27 protein-coding genes and 1 riboswitch are annotated in these 26,847 nt (G+C 64.5%); of the genes, 16 read left to right on the forward strand and 11 right to left on the reverse strand.

Going from position 1 to position 26,847, the window contains the following annotated elements:
* Window positions 1-16: 16 nt before the first annotated feature.
* From OCT48_RS10480 to OCT48_RS10490, 3 genes are read left to right on the forward strand one after another with little or no spacing between them, the layout of a single operon-like run.
* Window positions 17-619, forward strand: coding sequence for a YjbF family lipoprotein (locus OCT48_RS10480; protein WP_263589115.1), 603 nt, complete (start codon window positions 17-19; stop codon window positions 617-619).
* Between the two features lie 19 nt (window positions 620-638).
* The gene (locus OCT48_RS10485; protein ID WP_263589116.1) at window positions 639-1,403 is read left to right on the forward strand and encodes a capsule biosynthesis GfcC family protein; all 765 of its coding nucleotides are present in this window, start codon (window positions 639-641) and stop codon (window positions 1,401-1,403) included.
* Between the two features lie 23 nt (window positions 1,404-1,426).
* The gene (locus OCT48_RS10490) at window positions 1,427-3,481 is read left to right on the forward strand and encodes a YjbH domain-containing protein (RefSeq protein ID WP_263589117.1); all 2,055 of its coding nucleotides are present in this window, start codon (window positions 1,427-1,429) and stop codon (window positions 3,479-3,481) included.
* 471 nt (window positions 3,482-3,952) lie between these two features.
* Here the strand turns inward: OCT48_RS10490 and OCT48_RS10495 are convergent, their stop codons facing one another.
* Window positions 3,953-4,111 carry a YqaE/Pmp3 family membrane protein gene (locus tag OCT48_RS10495; protein ID WP_263589118.1) on the reverse strand — a complete coding sequence of 53 codons (159 nt, stop codon included), beginning with the start codon at window positions 4,109-4,111 and terminating at the stop codon, window positions 3,953-3,955.
* 294 nt (window positions 4,112-4,405) lie between these two features.
* Here OCT48_RS10495 and OCT48_RS10500 point away from each other — a divergent pair, with 294 nt between their 5' ends.
* Window positions 4,406-5,425: an IS30 family transposase gene (locus tag OCT48_RS10500; protein WP_412031003.1), complete on the forward strand. Its 1,020-nt coding sequence runs from the start codon at window positions 4,406-4,408 to the stop codon at window positions 5,423-5,425.
* 139 nt (window positions 5,426-5,564) lie between these two features.
* Here the strand turns inward: OCT48_RS10500 and OCT48_RS19515 are convergent, their stop codons facing one another.
* Window positions 5,565-5,969: a prepilin-type N-terminal cleavage/methylation domain-containing protein gene (locus tag OCT48_RS19515; RefSeq protein WP_318152491.1), complete on the reverse strand. Its 405-nt coding sequence runs from the start codon at window positions 5,967-5,969 to the stop codon at window positions 5,565-5,567.
* Window positions 5,970-6,328: 359 nt separating this feature from the next.
* Here OCT48_RS19515 and pilB point away from each other — a divergent pair, with 359 nt between their 5' ends.
* From pilB to OCT48_RS10520, 3 genes are all read left to right on the forward strand, one after another.
* Window positions 6,329-8,122, forward strand: a complete 1,794-nt coding sequence (gene pilB, locus OCT48_RS10510) for a type IV-A pilus assembly ATPase PilB (protein WP_263589119.1) — start codon at window positions 6,329-6,331, stop codon at window positions 8,120-8,122.
* A 248-nt stretch (window positions 8,123-8,370) separates the two neighbouring features.
* Window positions 8,371-9,603: a type II secretion system F family protein gene (locus OCT48_RS10515; RefSeq protein WP_263589120.1), complete on the forward strand. Its 1,233-nt coding sequence runs from the start codon at window positions 8,371-8,373 to the stop codon at window positions 9,601-9,603.
* Between the two features lie 78 nt (window positions 9,604-9,681).
* Window positions 9,682-10,047 carry a hypothetical protein gene (locus tag OCT48_RS10520; protein WP_263589121.1) on the forward strand — a complete coding sequence of 122 codons (366 nt, stop codon included), beginning with the start codon at window positions 9,682-9,684 and terminating at the stop codon, window positions 10,045-10,047.
* A 186-nt stretch (window positions 10,048-10,233) separates the two neighbouring features.
* Here OCT48_RS10520 and OCT48_RS10525 read toward each other — a convergent pair whose 3' ends face one another.
* Window positions 10,234-10,497, reverse strand: a complete 264-nt coding sequence (locus tag OCT48_RS10525) for a transposase (protein ID WP_263589122.1) — start codon at window positions 10,495-10,497, stop codon at window positions 10,234-10,236.
* A gap of 603 nt (window positions 10,498-11,100) precedes the next feature.
* Window positions 11,101-11,189: riboswitch (cyclic di-GMP riboswitch) on the forward strand.
* A gap of 135 nt (window positions 11,190-11,324) precedes the next feature.
* Between OCT48_RS10525 and OCT48_RS10530 the strand changes: the two genes are divergently transcribed.
* The 6 genes from OCT48_RS10530 (at window position 11,325) to OCT48_RS19590 (ending at window position 16,963) form a co-directional block, all read left to right on the forward strand.
* On the forward strand, window positions 11,325-11,876 hold the full coding sequence (locus tag OCT48_RS10530) for a DUF4402 domain-containing protein (RefSeq protein WP_263589123.1): 552 nt from the start codon (window positions 11,325-11,327) through the stop codon (window positions 11,874-11,876).
* 55 nt (window positions 11,877-11,931) lie between these two features.
* A complete protein-coding gene (locus tag OCT48_RS10535) occupies window positions 11,932-12,384 on the forward strand; it encodes a hypothetical protein (protein ID WP_263589124.1) in 453 nt (150 codons plus the stop codon).
* 34 nt (window positions 12,385-12,418) lie between these two features.
* The gene (locus OCT48_RS10540) at window positions 12,419-12,889 is read left to right on the forward strand and encodes a DUF4402 domain-containing protein (protein WP_263589125.1); all 471 of its coding nucleotides are present in this window, start codon (window positions 12,419-12,421) and stop codon (window positions 12,887-12,889) included.
* Between the two features lie 86 nt (window positions 12,890-12,975).
* Window positions 12,976-13,842, forward strand: a complete 867-nt coding sequence (locus OCT48_RS10545) for a molecular chaperone (protein ID WP_263589126.1) — start codon at window positions 12,976-12,978, stop codon at window positions 13,840-13,842.
* 58 nt (window positions 13,843-13,900) lie between these two features.
* Window positions 13,901-16,555 (forward strand): carboxypeptidase-like regulatory domain-containing protein, encoded by a 2,655-nt coding sequence (locus OCT48_RS10550; protein WP_263589127.1) that lies wholly within the window; start codon window positions 13,901-13,903, stop codon window positions 16,553-16,555.
* A 135-nt stretch (window positions 16,556-16,690) separates the two neighbouring features.
* Window positions 16,691-16,963 (forward strand): antitoxin Xre-like helix-turn-helix domain-containing protein, encoded by a 273-nt coding sequence (locus tag OCT48_RS19590; RefSeq protein ID WP_412031004.1) that lies wholly within the window; start codon window positions 16,691-16,693, stop codon window positions 16,961-16,963.
* Window positions 16,964-17,161: 198 nt separating this feature from the next.
* Here the strand turns inward: OCT48_RS19590 and OCT48_RS10555 are convergent, their stop codons facing one another.
* The gene (locus OCT48_RS10555; protein ID WP_263589128.1) at window positions 17,162-17,833 is read right to left on the reverse strand and encodes a TetR/AcrR family transcriptional regulator; all 672 of its coding nucleotides are present in this window, start codon (window positions 17,831-17,833) and stop codon (window positions 17,162-17,164) included.
* A 268-nt stretch (window positions 17,834-18,101) separates the two neighbouring features.
* Here OCT48_RS10555 and lexA point away from each other — a divergent pair, with 268 nt between their 5' ends.
* Complete coding sequence (gene lexA, locus OCT48_RS10560; protein ID WP_263589129.1) at window positions 18,102-18,761, forward strand: transcriptional repressor LexA; 660 nt, start codon at window positions 18,102-18,104, stop codon at window positions 18,759-18,761.
* A 59-nt stretch (window positions 18,762-18,820) separates the two neighbouring features.
* A complete protein-coding gene (gene dinB, locus OCT48_RS10565) occupies window positions 18,821-19,867 on the forward strand; it encodes a DNA polymerase IV (RefSeq protein WP_263592608.1) in 1,047 nt (348 codons plus the stop codon).
* 4 nt (window positions 19,868-19,871) lie between these two features.
* Here the strand turns inward: dinB and OCT48_RS10570 are convergent, their stop codons facing one another.
* The 3 genes from OCT48_RS10570 to purU form a co-directional block, all read right to left on the reverse strand.
* Window positions 19,872-20,228, reverse strand: coding sequence for a hypothetical protein (locus OCT48_RS10570; RefSeq protein ID WP_263589130.1), 357 nt, complete (start codon window positions 20,226-20,228; stop codon window positions 19,872-19,874).
* A gap of 155 nt (window positions 20,229-20,383) precedes the next feature.
* Window positions 20,384-21,055, reverse strand: a complete 672-nt coding sequence (locus OCT48_RS10575; RefSeq protein ID WP_263589131.1) for an energy-coupling factor ABC transporter permease — start codon at window positions 21,053-21,055, stop codon at window positions 20,384-20,386.
* A 12-nt stretch (window positions 21,056-21,067) separates the two neighbouring features.
* Window positions 21,068-21,922 carry a formyltetrahydrofolate deformylase gene (gene purU / locus OCT48_RS10580; RefSeq protein ID WP_263589132.1) on the reverse strand — a complete coding sequence of 285 codons (855 nt, stop codon included), beginning with the start codon at window positions 21,920-21,922 and terminating at the stop codon, window positions 21,068-21,070.
* Between the two features lie 450 nt (window positions 21,923-22,372).
* Between purU and OCT48_RS10585 the strand changes: the two genes are divergently transcribed.
* A complete protein-coding gene (locus OCT48_RS10585) occupies window positions 22,373-23,965 on the forward strand; it encodes a ribonuclease J (RefSeq protein WP_263592609.1) in 1,593 nt (530 codons plus the stop codon).
* Between the two features lie 91 nt (window positions 23,966-24,056).
* On the opposite strand, the gene OCT48_RS10590 is transcribed toward OCT48_RS10585, so the two are convergent.
* From OCT48_RS10590 to moaC, 4 genes are all read right to left on the reverse strand, one after another.
* Window positions 24,057-24,347, reverse strand: coding sequence for a hypothetical protein (locus OCT48_RS10590; RefSeq protein WP_183382215.1), 291 nt, complete (start codon window positions 24,345-24,347; stop codon window positions 24,057-24,059).
* Between the two features lie 233 nt (window positions 24,348-24,580).
* Window positions 24,581-25,573 (reverse strand): GTP 3',8-cyclase MoaA, encoded by a 993-nt coding sequence (moaA, locus tag OCT48_RS10595; protein WP_263589133.1) that lies wholly within the window; start codon window positions 25,571-25,573, stop codon window positions 24,581-24,583.
* Complete coding sequence (gene moaE, locus OCT48_RS10600; protein WP_263589134.1) at window positions 25,570-26,025, reverse strand: molybdopterin synthase catalytic subunit MoaE; 456 nt, start codon at window positions 26,023-26,025, stop codon at window positions 25,570-25,572. Before moaE ends, moaA begins: the two co-directional genes overlap by 4 nt.
* 4 nt (window positions 26,026-26,029) lie before the next feature.
* The gene (moaC, locus tag OCT48_RS10605) at window positions 26,030-26,842 is read right to left on the reverse strand and encodes a cyclic pyranopterin monophosphate synthase MoaC (protein ID WP_263589135.1); all 813 of its coding nucleotides are present in this window, start codon (window positions 26,840-26,842) and stop codon (window positions 26,030-26,032) included.
* Window positions 26,843-26,847: the final 5 nt, after the last annotated feature.

Consider the following 26,847-nt stretch of genomic DNA (forward strand, 5'->3'; position numbering starts at 1 on the left):
GGTCTTGTCGTGTGCCGTGCCAGCCGCGCTGCTCGCGGGCTGTGCCAGCGGTGGTACCACACCACTGTCGGCGTCGCTGGCGGAGCTCTTCCCCGACGACCAGGCCACCGCGCGTCAGGCGACCGAGATCCCCTATGCCTCCCTGTCCGTCCAGCTGGGCGCTGTCAGCGGCCTCATGGTCATGGGCAGCCAGGCCGGCGAGATGACCTACTGGCCCTCCGGCGAGGGCGTGGTGCTGGAGCTGCGGGACGGCGGGCTCCATGCCACCAGCGGGCTCGACGCCAACCTGCTCGGCACGCACTACGCGGGACCACCGCCCTGGCGACGCGAAGCGCCTGCACGCGTCGAGATGAAACGACACTGGCGCGACGCCGATGGGCATGTCGTCCAGGGCACCGGAGAGGGGCAGCTGAGGTGCGATGCCACCGAGATGCTGGCCCTGCCCCTCGCCGAGCGAGAGCTGGAACGCTGCTCACTCGTCCTCGAGTGGGCCGACGGCTCGACGACGGCCTCGACCCTGTGGCGCGACCCGAGCTCCCACCGGCTATGGGCCGTCGATGAGACCCCGTGGCCAGGCGCTCCAACGATGCAGTGGCAGGTGGCTCGCCACTGGTGGTAATTCGCAAGGCATCCTTTTCATGCGCAACTTGACTCTCGTGGCCCTTGGCTGGCTGGCGGTGCTTCCCGGCCTGGCACAGGCGCAATCCGCCGCCACCTCCCCCACGCTTCTCGAGGCCTGGCTGGCCTGGCAGGAAGAGCGCCAGGCCAGCCAGGCGGCTCCCTTCGACTGGGCCTATAGCTTTGCCCTGAGGGCGAACGATGCCCTGCCGCTGGAGCAACGGCGCAGGCGCCTTGTCGCCGAGCTCGAGGTGCTCTCGAACACCCTGGAGCTGGCAAGGGATACCGACAGGGCCGATGCCCTGACCGACTGGCAACGGGGCCTGTCGTCCCTGCCGGCAGAGCCTGCCCGTTCCCCGGAGCGACTGGGCCTGCCACACCTGGCGAGCGACTTGCGGCGCAACCCGGCCATGGCCGACATCGCCGCGCTGGGCACCTGCACACCACCCGCCTGGATCGAGACCTGGACGCTCGAGGGCGTCGACCGGCTCCGGTGGACACCAGGGATGAGCGTGGAACAGGCGCTGGATGCCCTGCCGGGCAGCGCCACCAAGGGGATCGACCGGGTCACGCTGGTCACCCCGCTGGGCGAGACCCGCGACCTCGGCATCGCCGCCTGGAATCACGAGGGTGCCCCCCTCGCCCCCGGCTCTCGGCTGGTCTCGCTGCTGCCCGAGCGTGGCCTCGGCGGCACGGCGGAAGGCGACATCGTCAATCGCGAACTGGCCGCCTGGCTCGCCACCCGCCTTCCCGGCGACGACTGCACCATCAGGGATGTGGAATGAAAGGACGGACTCTCCCATGGGGCATGGCCCCGATGCTGCTATGGATGGCCTCCCCGGCCTCGGCCAACAACCTGGGCACCGGCCAGAGCGACTTCGGCGGCGTCGGCCTGATGCAGACCCCGACGGCGCGCATGGCCCCAGTCGGTGATTTCGCTATCAATGCCAGTCGAACGTCTCCCTACCGCCGCTACTCGATCTTCATGCAACCCACCGAGTGGCTGGAAGGAGGTTTTCGTTACACCTCGATCGAGAATCGCTTGTATGGCCCCAGCATCGCCGGCGATCGCGACTATCTCGACAAGAGCATCGATGCAAAGATACGACTGAGTCAGGAAAGCCGCTACCTGCCTGAACTGGCGCTGGGAATACGCGATCTCGGCGGTACTACGTTTTTCGGTTCCGAGTACATCGTGGCGAGCAAGCGCTGGCATGACCTCGATTTCAGCCTGGGCCTTGGATGGGGCTACCTCGGCAACCGCGGCGACATGGACTCCCCGCTGTCGCTGATAAGCGATCGCTTCAGGAACCGGCCAGAAGGCGAGGGTGGCGACCAGGCTGGTGATTTCCAGATCGATCAATTGTTCAGCGGCAACACCGCCTTTTTCGGCGGCATCGAGTATCAGACGCCCTGGGAGCCACTGGTCCTGCAGCTCGAATACGAGGGCAACGACTATGCGAACGAGCCGCAGGACAACGACCAGCCCCAGGACTCGCGTTTCAACCTGGGGGCGCGTTACCGGTTGACGGACAATTTTGAGTTGCATGCCGGCTGGCAGCGGGGCAATGCCGCCATGGCCGGCATCACCTTCTCCACCAATCTCGCCGGGCTGAGCCAGATCAAGCGCGACCCGCCGCCGGCGCCCATTAACGCGCCAGCGGAGCAGGACTGGCCGGCCGTGGCCGCCAAGCTGCAGGATAACGCCGGCATCCGCGTGGACGAGATCCGCCAGGACGGCGAGGACCTCATCGTCACCGGCGAGCCCGTGACCTTCCGCAACCTGGCGAAGAGCGAAGGCCGAGCCGGGCGCATCCTGCATGCCAATGCCGACGAGGCCGTCGAGACCTTCCACTACCGCTGGCAGAACCGCGGCCTGGGCCTGCGCGAGGACGTTCACGACCGCTCCACCCTGGTTGCGGCAACCGCCTCTCAGGATGCCGAAACCGCCCATCGCTACGGGATCTACTCTCGCGCGCTGCTGGACGAGCCTGCCGGCGAGATTCTCTATCAGGATGATCCGAAGCGCTTTTCCTGGAGTACGGGGCCGGCCATCGAGCAGAACTTCGGCGGCCCGGATGGCTACCTCTATCGCCTCTCGGCCTTCGCCTCGGCGGAATACACCACCGACCCCAACGGCTGGCTCTCCGGCAGCCTGACCGCCACCCTGGCCGACAACCTCGACGAGTACGAGTACATCGCCGAGTCGGACCTGCCCCGTGTGCGCACCCATATCGGCGATTACCTGGCCGAGGCCGACGTCGGGATCAGCAACCTGCAGTACACCCGCACCGCGCAGCTGGGCGACGACCTGTATGCCATGGGGTATGGCGGCCTGCTGGAAACGATGTATGCCGGCGCGGGGGGCGAGCTGCTCTACCGCCCCTTCAACAGCGACCTGGCACTCGGCCTGGACATGAACTGGGTCCAGCAGCGCGAGTTCGACCAGCAGTTCGGCCTGCGCGACTACGAGACCTGGACCGGCCACGCCACCGCCTACTGGGAGACCGGCTTCGAGGACATGCTGGCCCAGTTCAGCGTGGGCCGCTACCTGGCCGGCGACTATGGCGCCACCCTGGATGTGTCGCGGGAGTTCGACAACGGCGTGCGCGTGGGTGCCTGGACGACGTTCACCGATGCCGGCGACGCCTACGGCGAGGGCAGCTTCGACAAGGCCTTCTATGTCTCCATTCCCCTGGACGCCTTCTTCGTTCGCTCCAGCCGCGGCCGCTCCACCATCGCCTGGCAGCCCCTCACGCGTGACGGCGGCGCCCGCCTGAACCGTCAGTACCAGCTATACGGCATCACCAACGACCGCGACCTGGGCCGCTACTGGGAGAACTATCAAGACAGCTGGGATTAATCAGGGGTTAACTGGGCCGGTCTCCGGGGATTAATCGGGGACGGGTACAGGATTATCGAGTTGAACCCCGTCCGCGCCGGGATGGTCGCCCACCCCGGCCACTACCGCTGGTGCAGCTATCGCACTAACGCCCAGGGAGAGGCAGGCCGATTGATCACATCCCATCCCACCATCGAAGCGCTCGGTCCAACCCGCGAGCAGCGATGCAGCTAATACCGGGAACTCACCCGACATCAGCTTGCTTCTCAGATGGTCGATCAGACCCGCCAGATCACCCACAGCGGCCTGGTCCTGGGCGGCGAGCGTTTCCAGCAGCAGGCGGCCGAGTTGCTCGGCCGCCGCACCACCCCCCGGCAAACCTGGGCGCCGACCCCGAGACCATTGAGAACTGGAACGGTGGAAAAGAAAACGGCCGGCAAATGTCGACCGTCTCCTTTACCTGGGGCCTGTCCCCGACTGGCTGCTATGGCCTCACCGCCGAGCGATGATCCAGACCGCATGCACGATGCCGGGAATGTAGCCCATCAGCGTCAGCAAGATATTCAGCCAGAAATGCAGGCCGAAGCCGACCTGGAGGAACACGCCTACCGGAGGCAGAAAAATCGCGAACAGAATGCGGATCACGTCCATGAGGTAACTCCTTGAAAAAGACAGTGCGCTCATGTGACCGCTTCCGGCGCTAGGCGTTCACGCATGGCTACTGCCGCCCATTCCGCCATGCCACCGCCCCATGGATCACCGCCATCACCCCAGAGCCAGGACGAGGCGGCCGTCGTAGGGGTGGAGATAAGCCATCTTGCCCCAGGGCCAGGGCGGCCGCGATCGCGATAGGTATAGCGTCTCCTCAGACAAAGTGTATGGTCATCAGGGGAGGCGGTCTCAATGACCAAGTGCGACACGTGACCCATCAGGTACGGTGTTGCCATGACTTGCTTCTTTCGCCATCTCTCTGCTGAAGACCGAGCCGCCATCATGATGATGCGAGCTACTCATTCGATCCGGGCCATCGCCACTCATCTGGGCCGTGCACCGAGCACCGTGTCGCGAGAAATCGCGCGCCACACGGTCGATCCCATCAAGGGCTACGATGCCGGTCTGGCGGGCTACCGGGCCCGTCTGACGCGACATCGGCCACGTCAGTGTCCCAAGCTGCATCCCGACGGGGAGCTCTTCGAGGTGGTGGTCTACCTGCTGCGCAAGTACTGGTCACCGGAACAGATAGCCCGCACACTGAAGCGTATGTCTCCCAACGATTCACGTCGCCAGGTCTCGCATGAGGCCATCTACAACGCGCTCTATGTGATGCCCCGCGGCAGCCTCAAAAAGGAACTCATCGCCTGCTTACGGCAGGGCAACGGCAAGCGTCGGCCACGCAGTCGTGGTAAGGATCGACGCCAGCAGATTCCCGAGCTGGTCAGCATCCATATGCGGCCGCCTGAGATCGAAGACCGCCTGATGCCTGGCCACTGGGAGGGCGATCTCATCATTGGCGCCAACAATCGCTCCGCCGTCGGTACGCTGGTGGAGCGGACCACACGGTTGGTGATCCTGGCGAAAGTGGACGGCACCACGGCTACGGCGGCGGCCGTCGGCTTCAGTGACAAGCTCAATGAAGTGCCGCGATCCCTGCGTCTCTCAATGACCTATGACCAGGGCAGAGAGATGGTGAGGCATGCCGAGATCACTCAGAAGACCGGTACGGCGATCTACTTCGCTGATCCGCATAGCCCATGGCCGCGGGGCTCCAATGAGAACACCAACGGGCTGTTGCGGCAGTACCTGCCGAAGGGCACGGATCTGTCGGTCTACAGCCAGGAAGAGCTCGATGAGATCGCTGATTCACTGAACACGCGGCCGCGCAAGACACTGGACTGGCGAACGCCGCTGGAAGTTTACGCCGAGGTGCTCAAGAAATCCGTCGGTGGACCTAGCACCCTTCAATAGCGTTGCGCTTGGAACTTGAGACCGCCGGACGTCAGGCGCAATTGTTCCCAGAGAACGTGACTGCTGAAACGGTGGAAAAGAAAACGGCCGGAAAATGCCGACCGCCTTCTTTAATTGGGGTCTGTCCCCGATTGGTTAATTAAAGATTCGGTATTGCCACATCGTTGGTATTACTAGTCCGAGCGGTAGTTCCTGTAAGGACATACCCATCAGCAGCAACAGCAGCAGCAGCAAGAGTCACGTCAGAGCAAGACTCAAGAGTAATATACTCAGTTTCATCGAAATTAGCCGGAGTAACTGTCCCATCAGCAGCAATATGTGCCATGGCAGCATTCCGATCGGCAATGTCAGCTGCAACAGGTGCCCGAAGCGACGCTGTTTCCGCTTCACAAGCCCCGTCAGCGGCTCTATTCAAATAGTTCTGATATTGCGGTATGGCAATCGCTGCCAACACCCCGATAATCGCCACCACGATCAGCAGCTCTATCAGGGTAAAGCCACCCTGGCCTGCCTTGACGTAATGCTTCGTGCCTTGTCTTTTCATGGTCTTCACCCCTTGCTCTTCCCGCCTGCCCAAGCCGATATCAGATAGTGGTACAGGCGAACTCGTTGCCAAGCCTCGGGACCCAGTGGAGGAGACCACCCAGTGGCTGGCCTCTCCCAAGCCCCCGCAGGCGACAAGAAGGCCGCCCTGACGTTACATTAATTTACATTTTGGTACTTTGCAAGGACAAGGTATCACGCTGCGAAACCTGAAGACTGATGGATACCATACTGACGATTGCCGCCGATAGGTCAAGCCTAAGGTTGAACGCACGAGGCCTACGCTGGGCGCCCGCCATGCTTACAGGCTAGAATCAAGCAGGAAAGCCATCAGCTCCCGCGGCGAGACGATCGAACCCTATGAATGACTACCGCCCTCCCGGCCCCGAGCAGCCCTACACCCCCGAGCCCGCCAGTTCGCCCCTCTCCGGCGCCGCCAACCGCAGCGGGCTGCGCGGGCTCAGCCGGCGCCTGATGCGCGATGGCTACCTGAGCGAGGCCGCCGCCGCCCGCGCCGAGCAGGAGGCCCGGGAGGGCGAGATCTCGCTGCTGGAGCATGTGATCCAGTCCGGCCTGGTGCCGGCCCGACAGGCGACGCTGACGGCGGCCTGGGAATATGGCCTGCCGATCCTCGACCTGGATGCCATCCGGCTCGAGAGCCTCCCCCCCGCGGCGGACTACCCCGACAAGATTCTGCGCCGGCTGGGGGTGCTGCCGCTCAATCGGCACGGCCATCGCCTCACCGTGGCGGTGCCCTACCCCTCCACCCTGGCGCAGCTGGATGAACTGCAGTTCGCCACCGGGCTGACCCCCGAGGGGATTCTCGCCCCGGTGGATCAGCTCGGCCCGGTGCTCGAGAGCTATCTCGCCCGCAACGAGAGCAGCATGCTCGACGAGCTGGCCAATGTGGACGATGCCATCGGCGAGCTCAGCTACGGCGAGGACGTCACCGACGTCAGCGACGAACAGCAGGCCGTGGCCGCCGCCGGGGACGACGCGCCCATCGTCAAGTTCGTCAACAAGATCCTGCTGGATGCCATCCGCCGCGGGGCGTCGGACATCCACTTCGAGCCCTACGAGACGAGCTATCGGGTGCGCTTTCGCATCGACGGCATACTGCACGATGTGGCCCACCCGCCCTTTGCCATGCGCACGCGCATCGCCGCCCGCCTCAAGGTGATGTCGCGCCTCGACATCTCGGAACGGCGCCTGCCCCAGGACGGCGCCATCAAGCTGAAGATCTCCAGCACTCGCTCCATCGACTTTCGCGTCAACTCGCTGCCCACCGTCTACGGCGAGAAGATCGTGCTGCGGATCCTCGACCCGGCCTCGGCGCAGCTTGGCATCGAGCAGCTCGGCTTCACCCCCGAGCAGCGCGAGGTCTATGAGCAGGTGCTGGATCACCCGCAGGGCATGATTCTGGTCACCGGCCCCACCGGCAGCGGCAAGAGCGTCACCCTCTATACGGGCATCAATCTCCTCAACGAGGTGGAGCGCAACATCTGCACCGCCGAGGACCCGGTGGAGATCAAGGTGCCCGGGGTCAACCAGGTGAACGTGCTGCCCAAGATCGGCCTCGACTTCGCCAGCGCCCTGCGCGCCTTCCTGCGCCAGGACCCGGACGTGGTGATGGTCGGCGAGATCCGCGACCTGGAGACCGCCGAGATCGCCGTCAAGGCTGCCCAGACCGGCCACCTAGTGCTCTCCACGGTGCATACCAACTCCGCCGCCGAGACGCTGACGCGCCTGGCCAACATGGGGGTGGCGCCCTTCAATATCGCCAGTTCGGTGAGCCTGATCATCGCCCAGCGCCTGGCGCGAAGGCTGTGTCATCACTGCAAGCAGCCGGCCGATATCCCCCGGGAGGCGCTGCTCAACCAGGGCTTCAACGAGGAGGAGGTCGACCAGGCCACCATCTTCGAGCCGGTGGGCTGCAAGCACTGCACCCAGGGCTTCAAGGGACGTGTGGGCATCTATGAGGTGGTGCCGATCACCAATGCCATGAGCCAGCTGATCATGAAGCAGGGCAACTCGATGGACTTCGCCGTCCAGGCACGGGAGGAAGGCCACCCCGACCTGCGCCGCAGCGGCCTGCTCAAGGTGATGCAGGGGCTGACCAGCCTGGCGGAGGTCAACCGCGTCACCAAGGATTAATCAGGCGCAAAGAGTTCGGGGTAAGGAGTGAGGAGTGAGGAGTGAGGAGTGAGGAGTGAGGAGTGAGGAGTGAGGAGTGAGGAGTGAGGAGTGAGGAGTGAGGAGTGAGGAGTGAGGAGTGAGGAGAATGGGCACGCCTCACGCCAAACCCCAAACCCCAAACCCAAAACCCCAAACCCCAAACCCCAAACCCCAAACACCAAACACCAAACACCAAACACCATTAGAACAATGCAGGGACATCGACCATGGCCACCGCGACGTTACGCAAGGCACGGAAGATCAAGCTCTACCGCTGGCGATGGACCGGCAAGGGCCCTCAAGGCAGGCGCGTGAGCGGCGAGGTGATCGCCAGCAGGCGCGTCGAGGTGGAGAAGGAGCTCGCCGGCCAGAACATCATGATCAAGAACATCCGCCGCAAGAGCGGCATCGGCGGCGGGATGGGCAAGATCAAGCCTCGCGACATCATGCTGTTCGCCCGGCAGATGGCCACCATGATCCGCGCCGGCGTACCGGTGCTCCAGGCCTTCCAGGTGGTCGCCGAAAGCCTCAAGAAGCCGGCCATGAGTGGGCTCGTGCAGGAGCTGATGAACGATGTGGCGGCCGGCGCCAGCTTCTCGGAGGCCCTGAAGCGGCACCCGGAGCATTTCGATCGCCTGTTCTCCAACCTGGTCGAAGCCGGCGAACAATCGGGCTCCCTGGATCGCATGCTCGAGCGTATCGCTACCTACAAGGAAAAGACCGAATCCCTCAAGGGCCGCATCAAGAAGGCCCTGTGGTATCCCGCCGCCGTCATCGTGGTCGCCATCGGTGTCACCGCCCTGCTGCTGATCAAGGTGGTCCCCCAGTTCGAGAGCCTCTTCCAGGGCTTTGGCGCCGAGTTGCCGGCCATGACCCAAATGACCATCGAACTCTCCGAGTTTGCCCAGGCCTACTGGCTCTGGGCCCTGGGGTCCGTCGTGGTCTTCATCTTCCTGCTGCGGGCAGGCATCAAGCGCTCGGAGGCCTTTGCCTACCGCATGCATGCCCTGTCACTGCGCATTCCGGTGATCGGCAAGATCCTCGACAAGTCCGCGGTGGCCCGCTATTCCCGAACCCTGGCCACCACCTTCGGTGCCGGGGTGCCGCTGGTCGAGGCCCTGAACACCGCCGCAGGTGCCTGCGGCAACAAGGTCTACGAGAAGGCCGTCAACCAGGTGCGCGAGGATGTCTCCACGGGCCAGCAGTTGCACTTCGCCATGCGCATGACCGAGCAGTTCCCGCCATTGGCGGTGCAGATGGTCGGCATCGGCGAGGAGGCCGGCTCGCTGGATGCCATGCTCAACCGGGTGGCGGACTACTACGAGGAGGAGGTCGACAACATGGTCGATACCCTCACCTCGCTGCTCGAGCCCTTGATCATCGTGATACTGGGGGTACTGGTCGGTGGCCTGGTGGTTTCCATGTACCTGCCGATCTTCGAGTTGGGCAGCGTGCTCTAGGAAACTTCCAGTTCCGCGCTACTCGTTTCATTTCTTGTATAGGGGCTGGCATTCAGCAACAAAGCCGATGCTCGCAAGGTGCTGGAGGTGTTGCCAGAGCGCTTCGCGCGCTTCGGCCTCACCCTGCACCCGACCAAGACCCGGCTGGTGCGGTTCCAGCCACACCGTGAGCAGCGCCCCGGGACCTTCGACTTCCCGGGCTTCACCCATTACTGGGGCAAGTCCCGGCGTGGAAGCTGGATCGTCAAGCGCAAGACGGCGAAAGACCGGTTCCGGCGCGGCCTCAAGCGCATTGCGCTGTGGTGTCGAGCCAACCGTCACCGACCGTTACGTGACCAGCACCGACAGCTAAGCCGTAAGGTCCAGGGACACGTTGCCTACTACGGCATCCGTGGCAATATGAAGGCCCTCCAGACATTTCGATTCCGGGTGTCATGGATCTAGATCAAGTGGCTGAGCCGTCGCTCCCAGAAAAGCCATATTCCATGGGACAAGGCGTGTAAGCTGCTGGTGAGACTGCCTCTGCAACCGGCGAGGATCGTGCACCAATGCTGACTCCTTCAGCGAAACTGATGATTGAGGAGCCGAGTGGTAACCGGTCATTCCGAGGCGTCTCAGGTACCGCTTGCGCTATACGTCCCGTAATGGCTGGATCAGCCCCACCGAGACCTTCCACTGGCGGCTGTCATCCGATTGTACGACGACCGTCTTGCGGTTGATCTTGATGACGCGGCCGAAGATCTGCCCCTCGCGGGTCTCGAAGGAGACGACCTGCCCCAAGTTCATGCGGCTCAGCACGCCAAGCTCCTGCCGGGCTTGGAGTTCTTCGATTCGGCGGCAGATGATCTGGTTGAGCGTCAACAGCTGGTCGAGGCTCATGTCGTCGATACGCATGGGGGCAAACCGGTCTCGTGCATGGGGAAAGGCGCTTACCTTGCCCGAAGACCTGGCGGCTGTCGATTCAGCGGTCAATGTCCGAGCGAAGCGGCGCATCCGCGATCTGGGGGTCCGACAGTTATCGGCCTATTGCCGTTGTCCGGAGACCTTCTTTTCAGTCGTATACATCTGATACTGAAATCAGAAAGGGGGAACCCACGGGTAGGGTATGCCTTACAGGAATGGCATGACCACTGACCTTGCTGCTGGAGAATAGCTGACCAAGGATCCTTCTCCCACAAAAACAATCAGATACCAGTTGAAGCAATTGACGTAAGTCATGAATTGGATGCCTTGCAGAGAATCCGCTCGTGGAAGGATTACCCTTCAGTTACACTTCACCTAGGCCAACCCACCCAAGGGTGACATGGCTTCCGACAGCTCTTTATCCCACAAAAACAATCAGATAACAATTTAAGCAATTGACGTAAGTCATGAATTGGATACCTTTCAGAGAATCCGCTTGTGGAAGGGTTACCCTTCAGTTACGCTTAGCTTAGGCCAACCCACCCAAGGGTGATACGGCTCCCGACAGCCCGGTGCCTTCACCGATTTGTCGGATAACGAAAAAGGCAAACCCGTCGAAAGGCGGGGACGCAAAGTCACCGGTCTAACGGGCGTAACAGCCCCAAGACAGCGGGACCGCCAACACCTCCTTTGGCTCCGGGCACGCTGTTCTTCCTGCCCGCCCCCATCGCAGTGTTAACGGCTCCCCCTGCCTGGTGTTAACTCAAGCCATCGTCGACGGTAAACAACCGTGGCAATGGCTTACAGGGGATTGATAAATGAGTTCATCTGCTTTCATTCGTAAGAATTTTCGCCGTACCACGCTGGCTTCCGTCGTCGCGCTTGGGGCTTTCGGGGCATCCAACAGCTTTGCGGCCGATGCTACAGCCACGGCGACGGGCACGGTGATCGAGCCGATCGCAATCACCAAGGTGGTTGATCTCAACTTTGGCCAATTCGCCCCCGGCTCCGCCGGCGGCACCGTGACGGTTGCCACTAACGGTGACCGAACCGCATCGGGACCGATTCTATCCTCCACAGGCGCTAGCGCCGCCGCCGCCCAGTTCGATGTGACGGGTGCTGCTGATGCCACCTACAGCATTGCCTGGTCCGGCGATACCGAGCTGACCGACGGAGCAACGAACACCATGACACTGGGCCGCATCAGTGAGCTTACCCCCAGCGCCTCCACCACGGTCGGAGACGTGACAAGCGGCACACTCACATCGGGTGCGCAATCCATCTATCTGGGTGGCGAGCTGACGGTGGCTACAGCTCAGGCAGCCGGGACCTATACCGGCAATGTGACGGTAACGGTAGAGTACAACTAACCGTTAACCGGCATGTCGAGCCGGGTGCCAGACCGGCGGAGACCAGGGTGGGGCTATGCAAAGCGCTTTCAGAGGCTCCACCGCTGGTTTGGCACTGACATTGGTTAGCGCCTGCGTCATTTCCGCCAACCTCGATGCACGCAGCGCGACCGGTCGTGTCAGTGCTTCCGTCATTGCGCCCGTCACCATCGGCCGTACCCTCCAGGTCGCCTCCACTAGCGCCTTCGTCAGCGGCACGACGGGGGATCTGATCATACGCCTTCCGGGAGCAGTCTCGTCCGGGGTGGATGGGGAGGATGGTGGTCCTCTTCCCTCTGAGACATCCGTCTCCGTGGCCGTCGTGCCTGAGGGCTGTGTTCAGCGCACCGGAAGCCTGGCCGACTGCATCATGGCCAACGCCGATGATGGGATGCTCGAGGGCGACCCGGTCAGCGGTCTTGGGGTCAAGGCTGTCGAGGGAGGCCCATCCGGCACGGCCGATGTCAGCGTCACTGTGCTCTACAACTAGTAGGCCATCGACACCAGAAACCGGGAGCATTGCGATGAAACGTGGCTGGCCAACGATCATGGCTGGTGTCGCCTTGGCCACCCTGGTGGCTTCCAACGGCTGGGCGGTGGACATCGCGATCCAGAACACCCAGGGATTGTCGTTCGGCAGCTTCGTGGCCGGCAGTGGCGGTTCGGTCGCGGTCAGTACCAGCGGCGTGCGCAGCGCCGGCGGTGATGTGCTGTTGATCCCCTCGAGCGCGGGCCTTGCCGCCGAGTTTACGGTGACGGGCGATGCCGAGGCGACCTATACGATCCAGTTGCCCGGCGACGATTTCGTGAAACTGACGGGCCCGGGCAGCGATATGGTCATCAACGACTTTACCAGTGCCCCTTCCGGGGCCGGCGGCCAGCTGAGTGCGGGCGGGTCCCAGACCCTGACGGTCGGGGGAACACTCAACGTCGGCAGCGCCCAGGCACCGGGTGATTACGCCGGCACCTTCAGCGTGACCGTGAACTACAACTGATGCACCGCGAGCAACACCTGTGGATAGCACCCATCGTGCCTTGTGCCGTCCGGTGCTCCCGAAAAAAGCGATAAATGGATTCCGCAATGATCCCCGAGACCTTGCCCCAGAAAGCCCGAGCCATGGCGTTCCTGTACCGTGTCACCCTGTGCGCCCTGCTGCTCGTGTTGCCGGCGAGCCATGCGCTGGCCCAGTTGATGCTTTATCCGACCCGAATCGTCTTCGAGGGCAACCAGCGCTCGGCCCAGCTGGAACTGATCAACAACGGCACCGAGAGTGCCACCTATCGCATTTCCCTGGTCAACCGACGCATGAGTGCAACCGGCGGTTTCTCCGAAGTTGACGAGCCTTTGCCGGGTGAACAGTTTGCCGATACTCTGCTGCGTTACTCGCCGCGCCAGGTGACCCTTGAGCCCGGCGCCGGGCAGACGGTCCGCATCATGGTGCGCAAGCCTGCCGATCTGGCGGCCGGCGAGTATCGCTCGCACCTGCTGTTCGCACAACAGCCCGAAACCCGGGGCCGTCGTAGCATCGAGACCCGTGGCTCTGCCGCCAATGATGAGATAGGCATCCAACTGACGGCGCTGATCGGCGCCTCCATCCCGGTGATCGTGCGTCATGGCGGCACAGACGTTACCGTATCGCTGACCCAGCTCGAGCTTCAGCGATCATCGAACGGAGCGCCGCTGCTTGCGCTGCAGATGGAGCGTAGCGGTACGCAGTCTGTCTACGGCGATCTGACCGTCAGCTTCACCCCGGGAAGCGGAGCAGAGCAGGTCATCGGCCGCGCCAATGGGGTGGCGGTCTATACCCCCAACCCCCTGCGCCGAGCGCGCATTGCACTGCAACCGCCGAGTGGCCTTCCCCTCAGCAACGGCACCCTGCGCGTCACCTACCGGGAACAGGCGGAGGACGGTGGCAGGCTGCTGGCCGAGGCGGTGCTATCGCTATAGCTTCCTGGCTCTATGCAGCACGGATATGAGATCCTCTACCGCCCACCGGGCCAGTCAGTTGACCGTGCTGGCGTTATGGCTCGCGCTGCTGGCCTACGCCCGAGTCCTGCCTGCCCAGGAGCCGGCCAGGGAGCCGGAGTTCCTGCTGCTGGAAGTGCGCCTGGACCAGGCCGTACTGTCCGGCGCCATCCCTGCCTATGAGGGGGGTGAGCATACCCTGCTGCCACTGGGCGAGCTGGCAAGATTGCTGACCATCGCCATCCAGACCCAGCCCGGGGAAGGCTCCGCCAGCGGCTTCATCCTCAGCGAAGATCGCGGGTTCAGCCTGAACCTGGACAACGCCAGCGTTACCCGGAGCGGGAATACCGAGACATTCGATCCGGCGCTGGTGCTGGCGGAGCCGGACGATATCTATGTTGCTGTGTCCCTGCTCGAACAGTGGCTACCGCTGGCACTCGAGGTCGACCGTGCCAGCCTCTCCCTGCGCGTTCATGCCCTCGAGGCATTGCCCCTGCAGGCGCGCCTGGCGCGGGAACGCCTCGCGGATCGTGCAGGAACACGCGGTGGCTATGAGGACCCGGGCTATCCCTACCATGAGCAGCCGTATCGGCTGCTGAGCATGCCGTTCATCGATCAGACGTTGGCCACCGAACTGCAGCGCAGGAATAACCATACCCAAAGCGACGCGGCCTATACCGCTTACCTCACGGGGGATCTGCTGGGCATGGAGTCCTCGCTCTACTTTTCAAGCCGCCAACAGGATCCTTCGCCGGAAGTGCGGGCCACGCTCGCGCGACACGACCCGGGCGGGAACCTGCTGGGTCCGCTGCATGCCCGGTCTTTCCGATTCGGTAGTCACTCGACCTCCAGCGTAGAAAATATCACCCGCGGTATCAGGGGCGAGGGGGTGACGTTGAGCAATCGCCCCCTGACACGGCCCACCAGCTTCGACCGCCAGGCGTTCGAGGGCGACTTGCCGCCGGGGTGGGACGTGGAACTCTATTACAATGATGCCTTGGTGGGCTTTGCGCGGCCCGATGCCGAGGGCCGCTATCGTTTCGACGACCAGCCCCTGAGCTATGGCCGCAATGACTTCCGGCTGATTTTCAACGGTCCCCTGGGCCAGACACGGGTGGAGCAGTACAGTTTCCCTCTGGATCAATCCATGGTTCGCCCCGGCGACTTTCAGTACAGCGTGACCGAGCACCGGGACGACGACGGGCAATCCCGAACCATCGCCCAGTTCGACCTGGGGCTCGCGCGCTCGCTGACCGCCTCGGCCGGGCTGATCCGAGCACCGACGGCCGGGGACGAGGAACTCTATACCACCCTGGGGGTACGGACCTTCTGGCAGTCGCTGAGCCTCGGCGGGGATGTTGTCCAGGCGAAGGACGGTGGTTCACTGGCCGAGCTCGGTGTCCAGACCCGTATTGGCGGCGTGGCCGTGGACGCGAGTCGCACCCACCTGACCGATTTCACCAGCGAGGTGTTTCCCGCCGACAGCGATCCCATGCGCAGCCATGATGAGCTTCGACTCAGTGGCTCCCTTCCGCTGACGTCTCGCTCGCGCATGCCCATAACCCTCGAGGCCAAGCGGGACGAATGGGAGTCCGGCAGGGCCAATACCGAGGTCAGCGCGCGTGTTTCCGCTTATGTGCACCGCACGGCCCTCACCAACACCCTTCGCTGGCGCGCCTCCGGTGACATCGAGCACGCTGCCGGCAGCCTGCAGGTCAGCCGCCGTGTTCGCGATATGAGTTTGCGCAGTCAAATCGATTACCTGCTGGGCTCTGAGCGTGACATCTCCTCGTTAGCGCTCTCCGCCGATAAGTATCTGGCAGACGGCTATCGCGGGACCCTGGGTATAGCCCACACCTTCGTGTCACCCGAAACCCGTTATACCGCCGGCTTTACCAAAAGCCTGGGCCGCTTCGGGTTGGGCGTTAATGCCAGCTACGTAGACACGGGGGAGATCGCTCTCGGTGCACAATTGTTTATTGCCATGGGCCGGGATCACCGGCGCTCCGACTGGCGATTCGATGCCCGGCCCATGGCGAACAGCGGTGCCGCTTCAGTGCGCGTGTTCATGGACGACAATCACAATGGCGTAATGGACGCTAATGAGGAGCCGCTTCAGGGTGCTGGATTCATGGTCAACGGCGGCAGGCAACAGGCCCGCACGGATGCGGCGGGCATTGCCCATATCGATCACTTGCCGGTGAAACAGCATGTAGACATCGGGATAGACACCTCGACACTGATAGACCCGCAATGGGCGCCAGCGATCGAAGGATTGAGGCTGGTGCCGCGCCCGGGCAGCGTGGCCAGCCTAGAGTTCCCGGTACGCATGACCACAGAAATCGATGGTACGGTCTATCTGCTGGAGGATGGTGTCCAGCGCGGTGTCGGTGATCTGAAGCTGGAACTGCTGAACGACCAGCAAGAGGTAGTGGCCCGGACAACAAGCAGCTGGGACGGTTTCTATATTGTGCCAGGGGTAATCGCCGGGGATTACCGGTTGAGAATCTCACCGCAGCAACTGCAACGCCTGAGCCTGACGGATACTGGCACAAGGGAGCTGACCGTGTCAGGCGATGGCTCCTTCATCAGCGGTGTCGATCTGATGGTATTGCCATCATCGCCAACGGCGTCGGCTCAGCCCGCTCCCCACCATGTGGATGAAGTGGTCCCCGACATTCGGACCAGGCGCTAAGCAGAGTTGCCCCGGTTTTGACCCTCACCCCATATCAGGACCGGTAGCCCGCCTCATTCCTCAGGGCGTCGAGAAACCCGCCTTATTCACCGAGGAGGGGTAGAAACGAAGATAGCGGATGGAGCGCTTGGTGGCGTGATTGGACGTTCTCTGCCCAACATCGCCCGAGAGTGGAGCCTGACGCCGGATGAGATGGCCCGGCTGCTTGGAATCGATTCCGAGACCTACCACGCCTGGTCGGATGACCCAGCCCAAGCCTGGCTGGAACCAGAGCAACGAGAGCGTGCCTCCTATGTGTTGGGGATCTACAAAGCGTTGATGATTCTGCTGCCGTCGCCGGCTCGTCATCCGCCGTGGCTACGCCATCCCAACACAGGCGGTCCGTTTCAGGGCACTGTCCCTATCTGAAGTGACCCCCTATCTTTCATCTCATCACCATTAGATAAGCTATTGATTTAAAATGTTTAACTCATCCGTTCGGGGAAATGAAACATTTTTCCGCTGAGTTATTCTAGGAACACAGGGGTGAGGGGCGAGGGAAGAGGTTCGAGTAGCCCTTTATGCTTTCCTCGCTCCTCGTCCCTTTCACCTTACCCCGCCGGCCCTTCAACTCGCCTGGCGAACCGCCGCCGGGGGCTCCGGCAGGGGGGCGTTCATGGCCGAGACCACCACCGGGCGCAGGCGGCGCACCAGGTCGCGTACCGTGACGTGCTCGTCGTAGTCCTTCTCGGCGATATCACGCAGCGCATCCAGGCCCGACAGGGTGAAGATCACCGTGCCCAGCATGAAGTGCAGCCGCCAGAAGCGCTCGGCATCCGGCAGGTCGGGGGTGGCCCGGCGCACCAGCTCGGTGAAGCGGGTGAAGACGCTGCCGTACTCGTCCTGGATGTAGCGGCGCAGGTGCCCCTGGGCCTGGCTGTAGGCCAGCCCCAGCAGGCGCATGAACACCTTCAGGCTGTTGCGCTCCGCCGGCACCTCCAGCACGGTGCGCGCCATGGTTTCCAGCAGCTCCTCCAGGGGGATCTCGTCGCCCTCCTCCGAATGGCGTGCCTCGAGCTCATCCAGGGCGGTATGGAAGCGCGCCGTGAAGGGGTCGAGGTAGCGAGCGAAGACCGCCTGGATCAGCGACTTCTTGGAGCCGAAGTGGTAATTGACCGCCGCGAGATTGACCTTGGCCTTGCTGGTGATGTTGCGCAGCGAGGTCTCGGCGAAGCCGCGCTCGGCGAACAGCACCTCGGCGGTATCGAGGATGCGGGTAACGGTATCGGGCTGAGCCATAGGGTGCGTCCGGGTTGGAAACATTTGTTTGAATATATGTCGAGTGTATGACAGCCAAGGGCCTCGCCTCAATGCGCACACGGCCATGCGTTTGAAACGTGATGAGCAGGGTCATCGCTGCCCGCGTTGGCGGGCCAGGAGCAGGCGGTGATCGAGAGAGTCAGGGGGAAGGCTCTTTCGCCTTTTACTGGATGGATACCCATGCTGTATACTTCCCCAATAGACTGGCAGCATGGATGCCATCCACTGGTCCCGCCCCGGAGGTCGCATGACTCGCCCCCTCACCCCGCGTCAGCAGAATGTCTTCGATTTCATCGTCAAGACCATGAACGAGCTGGGCTACCCCCCGACCCGGGCCGAGATCTCCCGCGCCCTGGGCTTCAAGTCACCCAACGCCGCCGAGGAGCACCTGCGGGCCCTCGAGCGCAAGGGCGCCATCCGCATGATCCGCGGTACCTCCCGGGGCATCCGCCTGCCGGCCCAGGAGCCGGAGGCCGCGGCCCCCGATGCCCCCCAGGACGACGCCCCCCAGGGCCTGCCGATCATCGGCGAGGTAGCCGCCGGCAGCCCGATACTCGCCGCCGAGCATATCGACCGCTACTGCCCGCTGCCCCCGGAATACTTCACGCCCCGGGCCGATTACCTGCTGCGGGTTCGCGGGCTGTCCATGAAGGATGTGGGCATCCTTGAGGGCGACCTGCTCGCCGTGCATCGCACCGAGCGGGTCCGCGACGGCCAGATCGTGGTGGCCCGCGTGGAGGACGACGTGACCGTCAAGCGCTTCCACCGCCAGGGCCACACCGTCACCCTCGAGGCCGAGAATCCCGACTTCGCCCCCATCGAGGTGGACCTGCGCCACCAGGCGCTGGAGATCGAGGGGATCGGGGTGGGGGTGATTCGTGGCGGCAATGGCCAGGCCCTCGGCTAACCATCTACCGCTGGCCGGTGCGCGACACGCCGGCCAATGACTGACTCATGACCCAGCGCATCCGCAAGATCCTGCATGCCGACTGCGACTGCTTCTATGCGGCGGTGGAGATGCGCGATGACCCCCGCCTCAGGGAGATTCCCATCGCCATCGGCCGCTCGCGGGAGCATCGCGGCGTCATCGCCACCTGCAACTACCCGGCGCGGACCTATGGCATCCACTCCGCCATGCCCACGGCCCGGGCCCTGCGACTCTGCCCGCACCTGACCCTGCTGCCCGGCGACTTCGACAAGTACCGGGCGGTCTCCCGACAGATCCAGGCCATCTTCCATGAGCTCACGCCCCTGGTGGAGCCCTTGTCGCTAGACGAGGCCTTCCTGGATGTCACCGACGTGGAGGGCTTCCAGGGCAGCGCCACCTGGATGGCCCAGTGGTTGAAGCAGGAGTGCCTGGCCCGCACCGGGATCACCGTCTCGGTGGGGGTAGCGCCCTCGAAGTTCCTGGCCAAGATCGCCAGCGACTGGGACAAGCCCGACGGCCTCACGGTGATTCCCCCCGAGCGGGTCGATGGCTTCGTCGAGGCCCTGCCGGTGAAGAAGCTGCACGGCGTGGGGCCGGCCACCGGCGCGCGGCTGGAGGCGCTGGATATCGAAAGCTGCGCGGACCTGCGCCGGGTGCCGCTGGAGCGGTTGCTCGAGGAATTCGGCAAGTTCGGCCATCGCCTCTATGAGCTGGCCAGGGGCATCGACGAGCGGCCGGTCAAGGTGGAGCGCGAGCGCAAGTCGGTGAGCGTGGAGTCCACCTTCGATCGCGACCTGCCCGACCTGGATAGCGCCAGGGCCGCCCTTGCCCCGCTGTGCGAGCGCCTGGAAGGCCGCCTGGCCCGCCACGGGCACCCGCCGCTCACCGGCATCTTCGTCAAGGTGCGCTTCGATGACTTCAGCCTGACCACCCTGGAGAGCCGAGGGCTGGCGACCGATCTCGCCAGCTACCTGAGCCTGCTGGAGCAGGCCTGGGCCCGGGCCCAGCGCCCGGTGCGCCTGCTGGGGGTCGGGGTGCGGCTATTGCCGGAAGATGCCCGACAGCAGCTGAGCCTGCCGATCTGAAGGCTCAGATCCTGCCTGTCGATCCTTCCGCACGATCGATCACACGGACCTCCTGCAAGGCGACCCCGTGATGAAGGGCCTCGCGGACGACCTCGTCGTAGCTCTGCTTCACCGCCAGTCGCCGGATGGCGAGGCGGCGGGGAAGAAACAGCAGCTCGACCAATAGCCAGGCGATCAGGAAGCCAGGGACCACGAGCCACTCCCATTCCAGCGGACTGAACAGGCGCAGGAGATACAGGCTGCCAGGGGTCAACAGTACGGCGAACCAGATCTGGTGAAGACCGAGGAAACGGTTATCTCGCAGCATCTGCTGACGCAGCAACCTCGGCGAGCGGGCGATAGGGGTAGCGTTGGCGTTCACGAAGTCTCTCGGGCAACGACGGAAAGGCCACACTATGCCATAACGAGCAACGCTGCATGGCCCGGAAAGGCAGCAAAAGAACGGCCTAATCGACACTCTGCCATATCAGGGGTATGTTGCCGCTGTGAATCGGAGTTTCTCTTCACTCTTCACTCCTATTTGGTATCGATATAGCGGTGATCGTTGAAGGTGGCGACCCAGTCGGGGTGATAGACCAGCAGGATGCTCATCAGCATGCCGGTGATGAAGGCCTCCGAGGGCATCAGCAGGGGCAGGAAGCGGGCATACTCCAGCGCCTGGTGCATGGCGCCGGGATCGGTCGCGCCGAGGGCCATCAGCCCCACCGCGGCGCCCCCGGCGGCGAGCGTGGCCAGGGCGGGGCCGAAGAAACAGCCCACGAACAGGAACACCATCAGGTGATCGGGCAGGCGCCGATCCACCAGACGCCAGACCAGGCTGATGACCAGCGCCGGCACCACCCCGGTGACCAGCACGTTGACGCCCAGCAGCGGCCATTCGACCCGCCCCAGCAGCACCATGGCGAGGTTCACCACCACGATGGAGAGCAGCGCCAGGGGCGCCTTGAAGACCAGCGTCAGCAGGGCGGTGAACATCAGGTGCAGGGTGAGCCAGTCGACCGCCTGGGCGCGCAGCTGCCAGAGCAGCATGACCATCACGGTGGCCGCCAGCCAGCGGTGCTGCAGGGCGTGATCGTCGAGCAGCGCCTGCCAGGGGCGCCGGCTCAGCGCCAGCCCGACGAAGGCCAGCGAGACGGCGGCTCCCAGCCATAGCAGCCACGGCGCCAGTACCAGCTCGGAAAACGACATCGCGCCTCCGGTTCAGGCGAAGACCACGGTCTTGTTGCCGTGCACCAGCACGCGATCCTCCAGGTGCCAGCGCAGGCCGCGGGCGAGCACGGCCTTCTCCACGTCGCGGCCGAACCTCACCAGGTCGTTGGGCGTATGGCAATGGCTGACCCGATGGATATCCTGCTCGATGATCGGCCCGGCATCGAGCTCCTCGGTCACGTAGTGGCAGGTCGCGCCGATCAGTTTCACGCCCCGCTGGTACGCCTGGTGGTAGGGCTTGGCGCCGGCGAAGGACGGCAGGAAGCTGTGGTGGATATTGATCACCCGCCCGGCATAGCGCTCGCAAAGGCTCGGCGGCAGGATCTGCATGTAGCGCGCCAGCACCACGCAGTCGGCGCGCGCCTCGTCCACCAATTGCTGCACCTCGGCGAAGGCCGGCGCCTTGTCGTCGGGGGCCACCGGCACGTGGTGATAGGCGATGCCGTGCCACTCGACCAGGGCGCGAAGGTCGTCGTGGTTGGAGATCACCGCGGCGATGTCGCAGTCGAGCTCGCCCGCGGTCCAGCGGTAGAGCAGGTCCACCAGGCAGTGACTCTCCCGGGACACCATCAGCACCACCCGGCGCCGTTGGCTGGTGTCGTTGAGCGCCCAGTCCATCGCGAATTCGTCGGCGATCGGCGCGAAGGCATCGCGCAGGGCCTCATGGGACATGCCGATCGAATCGGCGAGGATCTCGTAGCGCATGAAGAAGCGCCCCGACTCGAGATCGGAGTGCTGGCTGGCCTCGGTGATGGAGCCCCCATACCCGGCAATGAAGGTCGATACCCGGGAGACGATCCCCAGGCGGTCGGGGCAGGAAACCACCAGTCGATAGTAGTGTGACATCGGATGACCGTTGCTTTGGGCGGACGAGGAAGCCTGCATTGTAGCGAAATCCTCGTGTCGGGTCAGACCGGCCAGAGGGATCACGGATAACAGATGGGTCAGTGCACATCCGCTCGACAGGCACCGGAGGCTGGCCATTGAGGAGGTCCTACGCCATGGATGGCGTCGGAAGCGCCCAGGGAGGGGTTCACAGCGCCTCCTCGATGGCCAGCCCCCGGTGCGTCAACAATAGGCAGCTGCGATAGCCCCAAGACAGCACCCGGATGCACGGACGGGTAACGTGAGCCGCTTGATAAGGGGTTCGTTGTGGGCCAGGGTGACGATCCCGTATAGTGAAGTCACATTTCCCGGCCGCCTGCCTCCTCGATGCCCCAACCCCGTGTCCAGATTCGTCGCCGCCGCCGCCCGCCGCTGCACTTCCTGCCGCTGGGCGGGTGCGGCGAGATCGGCATGAACCTGAGCCTCTACGGCCACGAGGGAGACTGGATCGCGGTGGACTGCGGCATGATGATCCGCCAGGACCTGCCGGACAGCCCCCTGCAGGTGCCCGACCTCTCGACCCTGGCCAGCCTGGGCATCCAGCCCTCGGCGCTGATCATCACCCATGGCCACGAGGACCATATCGGCGCCGCCGCCTGGCTGTGGCCGAAATGGGGCTGCCCGATCCATGCCACTCCCCTGGCGGCCGGCCTGCTGCGCGCCAAGTTCGCCGAGCGCGGCCTGCGCCAGGACGCCATCCGGGTCATCGAGCCCGGCGAGGCCCTGGAGACGGGCCCCTTCACCCTGCGCTACCTGCCGCTCACCCACTCCATCCCCGAGAGCTGTGCGCTGCTGCTCGCCGCCGGCGAGCACCGGGTGCTGCATACCGGCGACTGGAAGCTCGACCCCGAGCCGCTGATCGGTCCCGCCGTGGCCCCGGAGATCTATCGCGCCCTGGCGCCGGTCGACCTGGTGGTGGGCGATTCCACCAACGCCCTCCTCCCCGGGCATTCGCGCAGCGAGGGCGAGGTATCGCGGGCCCTGGAGACGGCCATCGGCGCCTGCCGGGGCCGCGTGGTGGTCAGCTGCTTCGCCAGCAACCTGGCCCGCGTGCTGGCCATCGGCCGCGCCGCCGAGCGCTGCGGGCGCCGGGTGAGCCTGATGGGCCGCTCCATGGAGCGCATGGTGGGCGTGGCCCGGGGGCTCGGCTACCTGGAGGACTTCCCGCCGCTGGTGCCGGTCTGCGACCTCGGCTACCTGCCCCCGGAGGAGGTGCTGGTGATCGCCACCGGCAGCCAGGGGGAACCCCGGGCGGCGCTGTCCCGCCTGGCCCGGGGGAACCATCGCCACTTCGAGCTGGAGAGCGGCGACAGCGTGATCTTCTCGTCCCGGACCATCCCCGGCAACGAGCGCCTGATCGAGCGCCTGAAGGCCGCCCTGGGGCGCTTCGGCGTGACCCTGATGGACGACGCCAACCACCCAGAGCTGCATGCCTCGGGGCATCCCGCCCGGGAGGAACTGGCGACTTTCTATGGCTGGGTGCGCCCGCGACGCCTGCTGCCGGTGCATGGCGAGCCGCGCCATCAGGATGCCCATCGGGCGCTCGCCCGGGAACTCGGCATCGAGGCGCCCCTCACGCCCCAGAACGGCGACCTGCTCCGCCTGGATGCCGAGGGCCTGCACCTCGAGGCGCGCCATCCCCAGTCGCCGCGCATGATCCGCCAGGACGAGGTGGCGCCCCTGCCGGGCCTCGGCGGGGAGGAACGCTCGCGCCATGGCCAGCTTCACCTGGCCTTGACGGTGGCCGCCACCGACCATGGCTGGACGCGCCTCGGTCGCCTGCTGCTGGATACCAGCCAGTCGTCGTCCCTCGACGAGGACGCCTTCAGCGACTGGCTGGACGACTGCCTCGAGGACATTCACGTCGACACCCTCGCCGACCTGCGCCTCGCCCTGCGTCCGAGACTGCTGGCCTGGATGGGCGAGCACCTGCGTCGGGTCCCGGAAATCCACCTGCAGATCCTCGCCGCCGAGGCGGAACTCCTCTCGAGCTCGTCTGACTGACGAGGGCTTCGGGAAAACAAAAAGCTCCCGCCGTGATGGCGGGAGCTTTGTGCTTTCTACGCGATGACCTTCGCGAGGTCACCGCAGCGCGTCAGGCGTTGTCGGCCTTCTTCGGCGGACGGCCGCGCTTGCGCTTGGGTTGCTCAGGCACCAGATCATCGACGGAGAGGCCCGCTTCATTGATCTGCTCACGGATCTCGGCCAGCTTGCGAGCCTTTAGCGCTTCCTCTTCCTGGCGACGACGCTCTTCATCGTTTTTCTGCTCGATGACCTCACCGATCACCTCGGCAAGCTTGTGGAGTTGCTCCATGCTGAGCTGACGAGCCGCAGCACGCGCCACGTTCTTGTTGCGAGCGATGCGCTCCAGGGATTCGTTGGACATTGCCCCCTCCGTATCGGGAATTCTCACGTTCGGTTGCGACCAACCGGGCCATATCGAAAGTATATTCGTCGATACCCATTTGGCAAGAATAGTCGAGGAAAAATCCCGGCCATCATGGACGGGATTCATCGGGATGCGCAATGAAGAGGGGCAAAAACCGGGAGGGAAACGCAGGGCAGCGGAGCCATGACCCGCCGGAAAAGGGAGCGCCCTTCCCGGCGGGTCGGGGGGAATCAGCCGCCGGTCATGTTCATGAAGCGCACCACCTGCACGTCGCCGTCGGTGGTGAAATGGTGGCGCTCCGGCTTGAGCGGCATCGCCTCGACGATGGCCTCCTTGAGGGCCTCGATATCCCCGGGGTGCCGACGCAGCACGGCGCGCAGGTCCACCGAGTGCTCGTTGCCGAGACACAGCAGCAGGCGCCCTTCCACCGTGACGCGCACCCGATTGCAGGTCGAACAGAAATTGTGGCTGTGGGGCGAGATGAAGCCCACCCGGGTCTCGCTGTCGGGCATGCGGAAATACCGCGAGGGCCCGAGCGTGGACTCGGTGGTGGGAATCAGGCTGTGGCGGCGCTCGATCAGCGCCTGCACCTCGTCGCTGGAACAGAAGGTCTCGGCCCGGGAGTGGTCCGAGACGTCGCCCAGCGGCATCTCCTCGATGAAGCTGATATCGATGCCTTCGCGACGGGCGAAGTCGACCAGGTCCACGACCTCGTCGTCGTTGCGGCCCTTGAGGATGACCGCATTGAGCTTGATGCGCTCGAAGCCGGCCTCGCGGGCCGCGCGAATGCCATCGATGACCCTGGCCAGCTCGCCGGTGCGGGTCAGCCGACGGAAGCGCTCGGCGTCCAGGGAATCGAGGCTGATATTGAGCCGCTGCAGCCCCGCCTCGCGCAGCCGCGGGGCAAACTTGCGCAGGCTCGCCCCGTTGGTGGTCATGGCGAAGTCCTTGAGCCCCGGCAAGGCGCCGATGTCGTCCACCAGGCGGTCGATGTCGCGCCTGACCAGCGGCTCGCCGCCGGTCAGGCGGATCTTCTCCACGCCCATCTCGGTGAAGGCCCGGGCCACCAGGGCGAGCTCCTCGAGGGTCAGCACCTGGGCCCGCGGCAGGAAGGTCATCTCCTCGCTCATGCAGTACACGCAGCGGAAGTCGCAGCGGTCCGTGACCGAGATGCGCACGTAGCGCACTCGCCTGCCGAAGTCGTCGATGAGCTCGTCGTTCATGTTGAAGTCTCCCAGCGACGGGCATCGCGATGATCGCCCTCGCGTTCGGCCACCCAGTAGTCACCGGTGGCCGTGTGTTCTTTCTTCCAGAAGGGCGCGCGGGTCTTGAGGAAATCCATGATGAAGTCACAGGCCTCGAAGGCCGCGCGCCGATGGGCACTGGCCACCACCACTAACACGATAGGATCCCCCGGGGCCAGGCGGCCGATGCGGTGGATCAGGCGCACGCCCTGGAGCGGCCAGCGTTGTTCGGCCTCGGCGACGATCTCGGCCAGGGCCGACTCGGTCATGCCGGGATAATGCTCCAGGGTCAGGGCCTGGACCTCGGGCCTTTCGTTGAAGTCGCGCACCAGCCCGGTGAAGCTGACCACCGCGCCGATTTCGCTGCGGCCCCGGGTCAGGGCCTGCTGTTCGCGCCCCGCATCGAAGCGCTCCTGCTGCACACGAATCATCACCCTAGCCCCCCGTCACCGGTGGAAAGAAGGCCACCTCGTCCTCGGCGGTCAGCGGGGTGGCGTTGCCCGCCATGACCTGATTGACCGCGCACAGCACCCGGCCCTCGTCGAGGCCGGCGAAGCGCGCGTCCATGGCGGTGAGCAGCGCCTTGAGGCCGGCCACATCGGCGCTTTCCAGCTCGTCGAAGGGCACCGAGACCTCGCCCACGCCGAGCCGCTCGCGAAGCTCGGCCAGGCACTTGACGCGGATGCAGGGCTCGCCCATGGCACAGCGCACGCCCAAGGATACCTCTCCGGTGGCGCCCTCGCCGGTGACGATCGGCGCCGGCTCCAGGGCGGCCGGGCCGCGCTGATAGTCGCCGGACTTGCCGCCGGTCTTGGCATCCAGGTGGATGCTGCCGATCTCCATGTCCTTGTCCACGGCCTTGCACATATCGTAGAGGGTCAGGCAGGCCACCGACACGGCGGTCAGCGCCTCCATCTCGACGCCGGTGCGACCGGTCAGCCGGCAGGTGGCGCTGACGTGCACGCAGGAGGCGGCCTCGTCCAGGCGAAAGTCGACGCTCACCTTGGACAACGCCAGGGCGTGGCACAGCGGGATCAGTTCGTGGGTGCGCTTGGCGGCCTGGATGCCGGCGATGCGCGCCGTGGCCAGCACGTCGCCCTTGGGCAGGTCGCCATCGGCCAGCAGGGCCAGAGTCGCGGGGCGCATATGGATGACGCCGGATGCCCGCGCCTCGCGGCGACTCTCCGCCTTGTCGCCGACATCGACCATATGGGCTTCACCGCGGGGATTGAGATGGGTCAGGCTCATGGATT

This window comes from Halomonas sp. M4R1S46 (assembly GCF_025725685.1).
Classification (GTDB): Bacteria; Pseudomonadota; Gammaproteobacteria; order Pseudomonadales; family Halomonadaceae; genus Halomonas.